The sequence below is a fragment of the Limnobaculum allomyrinae genome (assembly GCF_016649425.1).
Classification (GTDB): domain Bacteria; phylum Pseudomonadota; class Gammaproteobacteria; order Enterobacterales; family Enterobacteriaceae; genus Limnobaculum; species Limnobaculum allomyrinae.
Genome location: NZ_JADRCR010000006.1, coordinates 177,736 through 191,285, shown reverse-complemented (window position 1 = coordinate 191,285; position 13,550 = coordinate 177,736). Strand labels below are relative to the sequence as shown.

The following is a 13,550-nucleotide window of genomic DNA, read 5'->3' as shown; positions in this document are numbered from 1 at the left end:
GGAAAAATCATTTATTTCTCGGTTATACTTTCCAACAGTTTATTCATGAACAAAAAATGTCCTTCGTTGTTTTTATCCACAGCACATGATAAAAACTTGAGCAACATACTGACTTATGCGCAAAAAAATCGTTTCGTCAAGGTAAAAAATAGCCCCCTTCCCCCGTGTTTTTATAGTTATCCAAGGAAGCTGTGGATAACATAGTGTAAGATCCTGTTCACTGTCGGTGGCTTATCACATATAAATTCCGATATGATAGATAAACTTAGTCAGCAAATAATAAAAATAATTTTATAAATCATGTCATTATAATAGTTATCCTCAGATATTTAACGATTGACAAATCTGCTGAAAATTATTGTTTGATTATTGAACAGAAAATTGAATAAACAGAAATAGGCCTTTGATGTACAACAATCCACTGCCACCGAATACTCCTGATAGCGAACAGCAGCTGTATCAGCGTGCTCTCGCTCTGGCAGGTTACACCATGAAAGAGCTGGCAGAAGCTGCCGGATTACCCATTCCTGAAAACTTGAAGCGGGACAAAGGCTGGGTTGGTATGTTACTGGAGCACTATCTTGGTGCCTGCGCTGGCAGCAAAGCAGAACAAGATTTCCCGCATTTGGGCGTGGAATTAAAAACCATTCCGGTTAATGCGCAAGGTAAGCCGTTGGAAACGACATTTGTTTGTGTAGCTCCTCTTATTGGTAATATTGGTATTACCTGGGAGAATAGCTATCTGCGTAAGAAACTGCGCCGCGTTTTATGGGTTCCGGTGGAAGGTGAACGCACCAAGCCTCTGGCTCAGCGCCGTATTGGTACCGCTTTATTATGGAGTCCGGATAGCCATGAAGAGCAACAGCTGAGGCGTGACTGGGAAGAATTGATGGATTTAATTGTATTAGGTAAAGTGGAATCAATAACTGCTCGCCATGGGGAGATATTACAAATACGCCCCAAAGCCGCAAATAGCCGGGCCTTAACAGAAGCCATTGGTGAATTTGGCCAACCTATCAGTACACTGCCTCGCGGGTTTTATTTGAAAAAAGAATTCACTGCAAAACTATTATCAAAACACTTTAAGATATAAGCAACAACTTATATATGACCCAGCTTAAATATTATTTAAAATAAAAATAACCTTATCAATACAAGACAGAGCAACACTTAGATAATAACACTTTCTGGTGATTAACAAACTCTTGTCATATCAAAATTAAATTTAATCACATAAAAAACAATAATATACAATGACAACGCTTTGAATAATTAAATTAAATATAGAAAGCATCATACCCATAGTGTATTATTTCCCATGAAACCATCATATACCCCAATAACTCAATAGTTTATTGAAATATACTGTGCGATTAATGCCCTGTTCAGCTAAAGGGAAGGATTTGTTTTTTTCAAAAACAGATTAGCTTTATTTCTAATTTATTAAAAATAGAGTTATCTCATATTTAATCAACAAACTATTAGCTACCTAAGTAAAAGGACTTAAAATATGAAAAAAGCAACGCTTATCGCTTTAACGACTCTTTCACTCGCCTATGCAACATCAGCCAGTGCCAATAATACGGTCAAATTTTTAGGTGAAGTCAGTACTCAAACCTGCACTGTTGATATCAATGGTATTTCAAGTAACCCTATGATCTTATTGCCTACGGTTCCAGCCAGCGCATTAGCTGTTCAGGGCGGCACTGCTGGCGCAACTAAATTCACGGTAAACCTGACAGGTTGTACATCGGAAGGCACGGCAACAACGATTAAAACCGTTTTTCTGGCTAACAACGTGACCGCTAACGGTAACTTAGGTAATACCGGTAGCGCTACCGATGTTTCCATTAATCTGCTCGACGCCAATGGTTCCACCCCTCTGGACTTCACTTCCGGGTTTGCTACAACCTCAGCAATGACATTGGCCAGTGGTGCAACCTCTACATCTCAAGAGCTGACGGCACAATACTATGCTGAGAGCACCTCGGTCTCTGCCGGTTCCGTGATTACCAGTGCCCAATACGCTATTACTTATCCATAAATAACCGTCAAATATTTATTCCGGGGTAAGAACGAGAATAACTTTCACAGGATTCCCCCGGAATTAATCGCGTGATATTTCTTTACAGGAAGCAAAGCAATGTCGTTACTCTACAGATTATTAAAGCGCAGCAAGGCATTATTACTGTGCGCCTTGGTCATCAGCCAATATAGTCATGCAAGCGTTATCATGAATGGTAACCGCATCATCTATCCTGCTTCTGCTAAAGAAAAAACGTTGCAGTTTACCAATCAGGATCCTCATCCTAATCTGGTACAAATTTGGCTGGATATTAATAACCCACGTTCAACTCCATCCACAGCCGATGCCCCTTTTGTAGCCACACCACAGGTGTTTCGTATGGAACCCAACTCAGGCCAGGCCGTTAGATTAATGTTTACTGGCGCAGGATTGCCACAGGATCGCGAATCGGTATTCTATTTTAACTTTCAGCAAATTCCGTCAGTTAAGTCAGCGGATAAAGATAAAAACAAATTACTCCTTTTAGTCTCTAATCGACTCAAGGTTTTTTATCGTCCCGATTCATTACCCGGATCGTCGGATAAAATTAGCGATGAACTGGGTTTTTCAGTGAAAAAGATTCAGGGGAAAATGCATCTGGTGGTGAATAATCCAACCGCCTATCACGCTAATTTTACTCAGGCTACTATCACCACTGGCGGTAAATCCGTCAATGTCCCTGATGTCACCATGGTGGCCCCTAAATCAGAGATATCCTGGCCGATAAAATCAGTCATTAACGTGAATAACTCATCCGTTCTCCAGTATAAATTAGTAAATGACTACGGTGTTGAAATCAAAGGCAAGTATCAATTCTGATTGCCCAACTACACAGGAAGTGTAGAGACGAGACGATGGATTATTTAACCAAATACGCTCACCGGGTCAAACAACATAGTCTGTTGTTATCAATGATAACAGGGCTGGCATATACCCCTGTATCCTGTGCCAATACGCCACAGGTCGATATTAGTGATGACGAATACAGCTTTGACGAATCCCTGCTTAAAGGCAGTAATCTGGCAATACCGGACATCTCTCGTTTCAATAAAGTGGAAAGCATTGTTCCGGGGCAGTATCAGGTAGACATTTATCTCAACAACGTATTTGTCGGCAGTAATAATGTTAATTTTGTCAGCACGGACAATAATAAAGTTTTACCCTGTTTATCCAGAGAATTACTAATCAAAACCGGAGTTCGTGATTCCTCCATTGATGAAAATACTCAGAATGCAACCAATGAGAATGACTGTGTTATTCCCGAGCAACAAATTGACGGTGCCAGCAGCCATTTTCAGTTTACCGAATTACGTCTGAATTTAAGCATTCCGAAAAAATTAATGAGCCATCGTCCACGGGGCTATATTAGCCCGGACTCTCTCTCCAGCGGAGAAACCATCGGTTTTGTTAACTATAGCCTGAATCAGTATCACGTAGCCTATAAGAATAGTACCTCCAGCGATCTGGACTCTACCTACGCTAACATCAATGCCGGTGCCAACTTAGGATTATGGCGCTACCGTCAACAATCTTTTTATAACAATCAGACCGGTCAGGAAAGTCGCTTCACCACAACACGTCGCTATGTACAACGTGCGATAGAGCCATTAGGTAGTGAAATGATGCTTGGTGAAGGTTTTACCAGCGGACGTTATTTTTCTGGTTTAGGTTATCGTGGACTTGAACTGGCTTCTGACGATCGTATGCTGCCGGAATCACAGCGTGGCTATGCTCCGTCGGTACACGGTATTGCTAAAACCAATGCCAATGTGGTGATTCGTCAGGGTGAAAATATTATCTACCAGTCAACGGTGGCCCCGGGCCCTTTTGAGATTAACGATTTAAATGCCACCAACTACGCCGGAGATCTGGACGTTACTGTGACGGAAGCCGACGGCAGCGTCAGTACATTTCGGGTACCTTTTTCTGCGGTCGCCGAGTCACTGCGGCCAAATATTTCACGCTACTCTCTGGTGGTGGGAAAAACTCGTTACGTTGGGGATAGCGATCTGTTTGGTGAAGCCAGCTATCGCCGCGGTATCAGTAACGCAATAACCGCCAACAGCGCATTTCGTTTAGCGGATGGCTATCAGGCCACCATGCTTGGGGGCGTTTATACCAGCCAGTTAGGAGCATTTGGCTTTGATGCCACCTATTCCCGTGCTCAGTTGCCAAATAGCAATGACCAATCCGGCTGGATGCTTCATCTTTCCTACAGTAAAACCTACAGCCCAACCAACACCACGCTATCTATCGGTGGGTATCAGTACTCCACCAATGGCTATCGTGAATTAAACGATGTGCTGGGCGTTCGCCAGGCCGAAAAATCGGGGGATGACTGGCAGTCATCAACCTATATGCAGAAATCCCGCCTTGAAGGATCGATCAATCAGTCTCTCGATTGGGCTGGCAATATCTATCTTTCCGCTTCAACTCAAAACTATCGAGGAGGAAAAGCCAGGGATAAGCAACTACAGCTGGGGTACTCCAAGGTGTTCCAGAATGGTGTTTCATTTAATCTGTCGGTCGCCCGAACGCATAACGGTGGCTACTATAATAACCCCTACGCTAACAGCGAGGGTTACAGCCAAAATGATAACAATAGCGCCTCTGAAACTAACACCGCATTCTCTGTCTCCATTCCGCTGGGGCGAAGCGCTTATACGCCAATACTTACCGGTACACTGAATCGTTCCGGTAATTCAGGAACCGCTTACCAAACCTCGTTATCCGGCACCATGGGCGAAAAACGAGACATTAGCTATGGTGTGAATGTCTCTACTGACAGTCGCCAACATCAGACAGTATGGAATGGTAACTTGCAGACCCGCAGTTCCGTTGCCACACTGGGAGCTTCTGCCTCAACCGCCAGTGATTACTGGCAAGCTTCAGGCTCTGTTCAGGGGGCAATGGCATTACATAGCGGAGGTCTTACTCTTGGTCCCTATGTTGGAGATACCTTTGCTCTGGTCGAAGCCAAAGGCGCTAAGGGAGCCAGAGTAATGGGCGGACAAGGCGCCAAAATTGATACTTTTGGCTATGCTTTAGTCCCGGCATTAACCCCTTATCGCTACAATACTATTGCTCTGGATCCGGAAGGAATGGACAGCCATAGCGAATTACAAGATGCACAAAAACGCGTTGCGCCTTATGCCGGTGCCACCGTAAAAGTGAATTTTAAAACGGTATCAGGGTATGCCCTGCTAATCACAATACAGCAGCCTGAAGGAAGTGAACCTATTCCCATGGGAGCCGATGTGTATGACCAACAGGATAAGGTTATTGGTATGGTCGGTCAGGGCAATCAGGCTTACCTCCGCTCAGAGAATACCGATGGATATCTTATCGTTCGTTGGGGAACACAACCCAGCCAACAGTGCAGATTAGAATATGACCTGTCGGAGCAAGATACGGACAAACCGCTAATAGTATTAACCGGTCAATGCCAATAACAGAATTGAGTAGAGTAATAACCACTATGAAAAATCATCACTCTCTATTTACCAGCACCCCACTTTTTGCTGTCGCGCTAATGGCTCTATTCTGGTCAAATCTGTCCGAAGCCCAATGTAAAAGAGTCACCCCCCATATCGATTCCGGATGTGATAGCTGTGGCCTTGGCCTGGGGTTGGGTAAAGTGAATATTACCGATAACTATCTGCAACCCGTTGGTACGCCTTTGGGGAGTTCAGTGGTTAATTTCACCTCAGCAACCAAATATCCCGACCCGAATAAAGTGCTCTATCAGTGCGACCTGACTGATAAAGACGATATCTATGAAGTTTTTGCCACCAATGGCGATGATAGAGTTGGTGGATATTATGAACAGGGCATCAACGATGGCTATCCGGGATATTACGCCACCTATATTCCCTATGTAGCCATTAAGCTGACGCATCTGAACTCAGGTATTGTATTCAGTCGCACCTGGTAATCGGCACCATTGACCAACTACGAGGTTGTTGGTGACAAAATCAATATTCGAGTGAGAGACCTTAGCCCGGTACGCGCCGAGTTAATTAAAATCAGTACACTGCCGGGAAGAGGAAAAAGTAACTATTGCGGTTATTCGGCTTCCAATCCACTCAGCGGTATGGCATCAACCACCGGCCCCTCAACCTATACCTGCATTCAACCTAATGGCTATATTCTATTTTCAGGGCCGGGTATTGCGGCACAAACCCCGGGAACAGACAGTGCTGATGAATACGGTACCTGGGGTACCGGACGCTGGAACGCTATGGGAATGGGAACCGCACCACAATCAACCATTAGCTACACCGCAACCTGTGTTGCTCGTAACGTTACTCCATTAGTCATTTTTCCAACCATCTCTGCGGCACAGCTCAATAATGGCGAAACGGTGCAAAGCAATCTGAATATTACCATTGAATGCAGTAACTCTGCGGTTTCCGGTGTTGCCACGGGTAATACCGCCATGGGATTACAAACCTCCCTGGAAGGTTATAACGCGGCTCAACAACTAGGTTTGGTCAACAACAGTGGAGGCGTCAGCTATCTGCTATCCAGCGGTTATGGTACTGATAATTCAATAGCTACCGGAGTGGGAATTCGACTGCAAAATGCCAGCACCGGCGTCAGAATGAATTTTCTCGGCTGGAGCGCCTGTACATCTTCCGGCTGCCCAAGCGGTGACAGTGCCGGATGGTATCCGGTATTAGCCGGAGCCAGCGGAAGCGGCAGCAGCGCCAGCGGTTACAATAACTATACAACTACCCTTCAGGCCACGTTGGAGAAGCTACCGGGAAAAACCGCAACCGCCGGAAAAGTAGACGCCACGGCCTATGTACTGGTTAAAGTGCAATAACATGATGAATACTATGGTAAATAGAATAAAGAGATATGGCCTGACACTACTACTCTGTCTGGGATTCATCTCTGGGTTGGCACCGGCTAATGCTGGTATTATGCCGGCATCAACACGCATTATTTATCAGGAAGGCACCACAGAACAAAGCCTGATGCTGGCCAACACCAATCCTTATCCCGTGATGGTACAAACGTGGATTGATAATGGTGCAATAGACGGAACCCCGGAAAAAGCCGATGCACCATATATTGCTTTGCCCGCTGTATTTCGCATGCAGCCAAATACCATGCAAGGACTGCGCATTATTTATAACCAGCGCCCGCTGCCAAAAGATCGCGAGTCTGTATTTTGGCTCAATCTGTACGAAGTTCCCCCAACAAAGTCTGAGCGTTCGTCAGCTTCATCCAAAGTAAAAATGACAATGAATACTCAAATGAAAATTTTCTACCGGCCTAAAAGCCTGAAAGAAAAACCACAAGACTGGGCGAAGAATATGCAATTTTCACTGTTTCGCCGTGGAGATATGCTGGTTGTTCGCTGCACCAACTCAACCCCCTACTTTGCCTCTTTTGCTTCTCTCAAGTTAGACATCTCGGGCAAGCAGTATGCCAGCGAACAAAAGCTGGATATGATGACGCCGCCCTTTGAACGGGCTGAATATGAATTTAAGCACCCCGCAATGCGCAATGTATCCGGTACGGTGAACTTACAGTTCCAGCTCATTGATGATAACGGATTTAATCAGGCAGGTACTCAGACAGTAACGGTTAATACCGTAGAGCGCTAACACGTTTGCTATATTGAAATTAAAAGATTTTTATCGAATGGACGATCTTCTGCCGCGGGTTTAAATCACGCGGCAGAAGTTTAGAGGAATTAACCTCTCTGACGTCGCAGTTGTACCAACCACAACCCGCCAATAGACACCACCATCAGTCCACCAAACACGCAACCAATAGCGACTACTGGCATATCCATTTTAACCGCCAGAGTATAGAGCCCCAGCATCAGCAACATCGCGGTGTTTTCACCGAAGTTTTGTACCGCGACGGCATTGCCTGCACCAACCGTCTGTTTTCCCCGGTGCTGCAACAACGTATTCAGCGGCACAATAAAGAACCCGCCGAAAATACCAATCACCATCAAAATGGCATAAGAGAGTGGCAGACTGCCCTGCAATACAAAAACAACCACCCCAACGCCCAACAGAACCCCGGCAGGAATACAGCGATTTACCGTATCCAGCGTAATCCACTTTGCTGCGGCAGCAGCACCAATCACGATACCAACCGCCACCATGGCGTTAAGTAGCGTTGGCGTCAGCAGCCCTTCAATATGCAAAGCAATAGGTACCCACAGAATCAGCAGAAAGCGCAAAGTAATACCCGCCCCCCAAAACAGGCTGGTGCCAACCAGAGACATACGGGTACCCTGATCGTTCCACAATATCTTCGCAGAGTCGGCAAAACGTACCACCATCTCCTTCAAATTCCAGCGCATCCCCGGACGGGCAGCCTGCAAACGAGGAATAAAACAGTTTGCCACCACAGCACCGGCATAAACTCCGCAACACACCGCCAGTGCCAGATAAGGGCTAATATCCACCAACCAGCCTCCGGCTAAAGACCCCACCAGAATTGCTGCCAGCGTTGAAGACTCAATCAAGCCATTGGCTTTCACTAACTGATCGCCATGGGTAATTTCGCCAAGAATGCCATACTTCGCCGGAGAATAAGCCGTTGCACCAATTCCTACCAGGGTATAGCCGAAAAACGGATCTAAACCGCCAATAATGATGGCCGCGCCCAACAGTTTGATACCGTTGGCCACCATCATCACTCGCCCTTTGGAAAAGCTATCGGCAATCTGTCCGACAAACGGAGCCAGCACTACATAAGCCACAATAAACAGCATTTGCAACGTGGAGTGACTCCAGAGCGGATAAGCTTTTTGAATCAGAACGCCCAAAGTAGCAAAAAACAGCGCACTATCGCCAAAAGCAGATAAAAACTGTGCACTGGTGACCGCCACCATTGCGCGATTCAGCAATGGTTTTGGCGTCACATCAATTGTGGTCATAATGACTCCACGGCCTCTTCAGCCAGTTTACGCAGAGAAACAAAATCCGGCTTACCGCTGCCCAGCAGAGGAAGAGATTTGAGTACGCGAATATCGCGCGGTACCGCCAGCGCAGGTAAACCCAGCTCCTGAGCTGCACGGTTCAGAGCATCACGGGCTAAATCCGCAGTGGTGGTAAACAGAACGATAGATTCCCCTTTTGATGCATCGCTGCGAACCGTTGCTGCATGCTCTGCATCCGGCGCCACTTTTTTGGCGATCGCTTCAACGCTTTCCAGTGAAACCATCTCCCCTGCCACCTTAGCAAAGCGCTTCACCCGGCCTTTAATAGTACAGAAACCATCATTATCGAAAGAGACGATATCGCCGGTGTCGTACCAGCCAGCTTCCATTTCGCCCTGAGCGTTTTCCGCCGTTGGCGTCTCCAGTACTCCCGGATTCTCAACCCGCAGATAGCCCTTCATGATATTCGGCCCCATCACCTGTAAACGGCCGCCCTCTTCAATACCCGGTACGGTAATCAACCGCGAATGGATACCCGGCAGTAACTTACCCACGGTATGGGATTTAGCTGCCATTGGCACGTTAATTGCCAGTACTGGTGCGCACTCGGTCACCCCATACCCCTCAAGAATACGGATACCAAATTTTTCCTGCCACAGCTCACGAGTGGCGGTGGACAGCTTCTCAGCACCAGCCACTACATAGCGCAGTCTGGCAAAATCATAAGGATGAGCAAAGCGAGCATAGTTATTCAGGAACGTTGGAGTGCCAAACATCACATTACAGTTTTGGTCATATACCAACTCAGGCACTACCCGATAATGGAGCGGACTGGGATAAAGGAAGATTCGACTACCGGTCATTAATGGCGTCAACAACCCTGCCGTCAGGCCAAAGGCATGAAACAGCGGCAAGGCAGACATAAACTTGTCCTGCGCAGTAAAATCAGCCACGGTACGAATTTGTTCCACGTTCGCCAACAGGCTGTCGTGAGAATGAACCACCCCTTTCGGGTTGCCTTCTGAACCCGAGGTAAACAGAATAATTGCTGCGTCGTCAGGTTTCTGTTTCACCATTGCCATTCGAGGGAACAGCAAGTGTTTCAACACCCAGAATTTATCTTCCCCGGTAACGGTATCTTTCAGGTCTTCAAGGAAATACCATTTAGCACCGGTAACCTGCTCTGCCAGATAAGTTAGTTTTCCTTTTTCAAGAAACTGGCGAGAGGTCACAATGGTCTTTATTTGTGCGGCTTTTAGCGCGCTTTCCAGACCATTTACACCGGCGGTATAATTCAGCATTGCCGGAACCCGACCACTCAACGAACAGCCAAAAATGGTTGCAGCGGTCACTACGGTATTCGGCAGCAGTAATCCTACATGCTCCCCCGGTTCACTCAGTTTGCTGATGATACGACTCAAACCCAGCGACTTCTTCAGCAAGGTGCGATACGAATCATTTTTCATTGAGATATCAGCAATACAGGTCTTACCTATACCGTAACGGGTATGGGCTTCCAGCAGTGCTTCATACAATGTCATACGCTGACGGGTTGCCATACGGGCATCCATCATAATTTGATGCAGACAAACGCCTGCTAATTTACGACGCTGAGCCGCCTTCGGTGCATCCGGCATCGGAACCCGGGTTGGTGGCAGAACGTGGATATTAACCTGTGGAAACAGACGCAGTTTAAATACGCCTTTTAAACGGCTCAGAAAGCTAAATTCAAGACCTTCCAGCCAAATAGGTATTACCGTTGCCTGAGAACGTGCCGCAACAAAAGCCGCACCATCATAAATCTTCATTAAGGAACCGGTAACCGTAATACGCCCTTCCGGGAAAATAACAATCGGACGCCCGTGCTCAATTTGTCGCACCAGGGTTTTAATTGACATGGGTTTGGAAGGGTCGAGGGGAACAATATCCACATAAGGCATTAAGATGCGGATAAACCAGCGCTCGGTGTACAGGCTATACACCGCAAAAACCGGTTTAACCGGTAGAAATAACGCCAGTAGAATGCCATCAATAAAGGAGAGATGGTTTGGGGTTATCAGTATACGTTCCTGTTTAAAGCAATCTGTATCGCCATAAACACGTACGCGAAAACATAAGCGGCATAATGCTCGTAAAATCCGTAAAACCATTACTATCTCCCTATCGGACAACGCGATATGCGTTGATACCTCCATTTCCAGCTTAAGACAATCTATTTTTATTGCTGTTCGCGATTAATGGTTTAATCGAATAAAAAACCAGCAATAATTTCCTGAAGTAAAAAAAAACCTACGCATCCGCGTAGGTCGGTGTAATCCAGTAAATGGTTCTGGCGTTACCGCCAGATATTCACCAATAAATACCTCTGGGATCTCAAATCTAGTCCATGGTACCGCAGACAGCCAGCCTGAAAAGACTACATAGATGCACAAAGTGTAACGAAGCATGTAATTTTTGTATTTTCGTCAATTTTGTGACTTTATATATTGCTAATACCCCTGTTTTCCGTGAGACTTCACGATGTAAACGTTTTCTTTTACTCAGAATGGCAGGGCACATTATGGCGACAATTAAAGACGTAGCAAAACTGGCCGGCGTTTCTGTTGCCACCGTCTCTCGCGTCATTAACAACTCGCCAAAAGCCCGCGGCGCCACCCGAGAATCGGTACTTAGCGCCATGGAGCAGTTGCAGTATCATCCCAATGCCAATGCCAGAGCGCTGGCTCGCCAAACTACTGGCACTATTGGCCTGATCGTTTCTGACGTTTCAGATCCCTTTTTCGGCACCATGGTAAAAGCCACAGAACAAATTGCCAGCGATAACGGCAACTTTTTGTTGATTGGTAATGGCTATCATGATGAGCATAAAGAGCGTCAGGCTATTGAACAGCTTATCCGCCATCAGTGCGCCGCATTAGTGGTTCATGCCAAAGCTATGCATGACGAAGAGTTACGGGGATTAATGAACCATATTCCTGGTATGGTACTTATTAATCGTATTCTCCCCGGGCTCGAGTCCCGATGCATTGCTCTGGACGATCGCTACGGCTCTCACCTTGCTACGCGATATCTGATTCAACAGGGGCACCGTAATATTGGCATTATCTGCTCTGACCATAAGATCTCCGATGCGGAAGATCGCCTTCAGGGCTATCTGGATGCCCTGACTGAACACCAAATTACGATTAATACCAAGCGCATTGCCTACGCCTCGCCGGACGAAAGCGGCGGCGAGAAAGCGCTGATAGAGCTACTGGAAAGAAACCAACAGCTCACCGCCGTCGTCTGCTATAACGATACCATGGCCGCTGGCGCCCTCTCGGTGCTCAGCGATAACAATATTCAAGTACCTGAACAAATATCGCTGATTGGTTTTGATGATGTACTTATTGCCCGCTATCTGCGACCCGGGCTAACCACCATTCGTTATCCGGTAGTTTCTATGGCAAAACAGGCAGCGGAATTGGCACTGGCGTTGTCACAAGGGAAAACCCTGGCAGATGTCACCAATTTATTCCACCCTACCTTGGTGAAAAGGCATTCGGTAGCACAGTTATTGTAACCATTACGGTAAAAGGGAGTTTTAAGAAAGTTAGTTGTTTTACCTGATAAAAGTCCCCGGATTCTGATTAGCGATTATCTGAGATTGAGCGGTGTCAAAACTGACAGATCAGCCTTTTTACTACTCTTTTCAAGCCTACTCAAACCATCCAATGATTAGCCGCATAGCTAAAGATTTCGATCCGCCTTCCTGATTTTTATTCCTGTACTTTCCTCTTATTTTATTCATCACATAATATCGCTCTGTTCCAATAAGTATGTTTGCTTATAGGGGCAAGACAAAGCTGACTTCTGACCAAAAATAGTGTCGGCAAAACAGAGTGTGATGTTTTTATGAGTATTACCATGTCAAAATTAATAGGAGTTATTAAATGTTATTAAACGAGGTAATTCTTATGGGTTCTCATACTAAACAGACCATCAGCGCTCAAATTCCTATTGAACTGGCTCTCGCCGTTGAAAATCTGGCGATAGAACTGGATCGTTCAAAAAGCTGGATTATAAAAGAGGCATTGCTCTCGATGCTGGCAGAAAGAGAGCGGCGGCATCAAAGCGTGCTGGCAGGCCTTGCTGACGTAGATGCGGGTCGTGTGGTTAGTCATTCGGACATGGTGGATTTTGCCAATCGCCTAAAGCAAGAGTGATAAATGGAAATTTACTGGGCGCTTAAAGCACAGGCCGATCCGGAACGCCTTTATCATTTTGCTCTTCAACATAGTAACAACATGCTGATGATATTTTAGAGCGACTGATGACGGCAAGCAGACATCTTATAACCTGCCCTGCTATTGGTGTACCACAAACGCGTTATGAACCTCGCGAAGTGAGAAAGGTTTTGTTCGACCACTATGAGGTTCATTATGAAGTTAAAGATAATGACATTTTCATTGTGGATCTCTGGCATACCAAAGAAGAACGTTGACGTTCAAGTAAGAACGCCGAGCCAAAATGCTGTTTAAGCACAAAACTATACTTTCATCTCAATAATTCCCCTTAGTGACACGATTCATT

General features: G+C 45.9%; 9 protein-coding genes and 2 pseudogenes. 9 read left to right on the top strand and 2 right to left on the bottom strand.

Annotated features, from left to right (window positions below; genetic code table 11):
* The first annotated feature begins 406 nt into the window (after positions 1-406).
* The 6 genes and pseudogenes from mutH to I2494_RS12835 all read left to right on the top strand — a co-directional run bounded on the left by mutH (position 407) and on the right by I2494_RS12835 (position 7,683).
* A complete protein-coding gene (mutH, locus tag I2494_RS12860) occupies positions 407-1,093 on the top strand; it encodes a DNA mismatch repair endonuclease MutH (RefSeq protein ID WP_218467097.1) in 687 nt (228 codons plus the stop codon).
* A 417-nt stretch (positions 1,094-1,510) separates the two neighbouring features.
* Positions 1,511-2,044: a fimbrial protein gene (locus I2494_RS12855; RefSeq protein ID WP_218467098.1), complete on the top strand. Its 534-nt coding sequence runs from the start codon at positions 1,511-1,513 to the stop codon at positions 2,042-2,044.
* A gap of 99 nt (positions 2,045-2,143) precedes the next feature.
* The gene (locus I2494_RS12850; protein WP_218467099.1) at positions 2,144-2,884 is read left to right on the top strand and encodes a fimbrial biogenesis chaperone; all 741 of its coding nucleotides are present in this window, start codon (positions 2,144-2,146) and stop codon (positions 2,882-2,884) included.
* A gap of 92 nt (positions 2,885-2,976) precedes the next feature.
* Positions 2,977-5,517, top strand: coding sequence for a fimbria/pilus outer membrane usher protein (locus tag I2494_RS12845; protein ID WP_218467243.1), 2,541 nt, complete (start codon positions 2,977-2,979; stop codon positions 5,515-5,517).
* A gap of 80 nt (positions 5,518-5,597) precedes the next feature.
* Positions 5,598-6,893: pseudogene (locus I2494_RS12840) on the top strand (fimbrial protein).
* A 13-nt stretch (positions 6,894-6,906) separates the two neighbouring features.
* On the top strand, positions 6,907-7,683 hold the full coding sequence (locus I2494_RS12835; protein ID WP_228350947.1) for a fimbrial biogenesis chaperone: 777 nt from the start codon (positions 6,907-6,909) through the stop codon (positions 7,681-7,683).
* An 89-nt stretch (positions 7,684-7,772) separates the two neighbouring features.
* Here the strand turns inward: I2494_RS12835 and lplT are convergent, their stop codons facing one another.
* Both lplT and aas read right to left on the bottom strand, forming a co-directional pair.
* Positions 7,773-8,975, bottom strand: a complete 1,203-nt coding sequence (lplT, locus tag I2494_RS12830; RefSeq protein ID WP_218467101.1) for a lysophospholipid transporter LplT — start codon at positions 8,973-8,975, stop codon at positions 7,773-7,775.
* Positions 8,972-11,128 carry a bifunctional acyl-ACP--phospholipid O-acyltransferase/long-chain-fatty-acid--ACP ligase gene (aas, locus tag I2494_RS12825; protein ID WP_218467102.1) on the bottom strand — a complete coding sequence of 719 codons (2,157 nt, stop codon included), beginning with the start codon at positions 11,126-11,128 and terminating at the stop codon, positions 8,972-8,974. Before aas ends, lplT begins: the two co-directional genes overlap by 4 nt.
* A 410-nt stretch (positions 11,129-11,538) precedes the next feature.
* Between aas and galR the strand changes: the two genes are divergently transcribed.
* The 3 genes and pseudogenes from galR to I2494_RS20625 all read left to right on the top strand — a co-directional run bounded on the left by galR (position 11,539) and on the right by I2494_RS20625 (position 13,461).
* Positions 11,539-12,540, top strand: a complete 1,002-nt coding sequence (galR, locus tag I2494_RS12820; protein ID WP_218467103.1) for an HTH-type transcriptional regulator GalR — start codon at positions 11,539-11,541, stop codon at positions 12,538-12,540.
* 394 nt (positions 12,541-12,934) lie between these two features.
* Positions 12,935-13,183 (top strand): CopG family ribbon-helix-helix protein, encoded by a 249-nt coding sequence (locus I2494_RS12815; RefSeq protein ID WP_218467244.1) that lies wholly within the window; start codon positions 12,935-12,937, stop codon positions 13,181-13,183.
* Between the two features lie 3 nt (positions 13,184-13,186).
* A pseudogene (locus I2494_RS20625) lies at positions 13,187-13,461 on the top strand (type II toxin-antitoxin system RelE/ParE family toxin).
* The last annotated feature ends 89 nt before the right edge of the window (positions 13,462-13,550 follow it).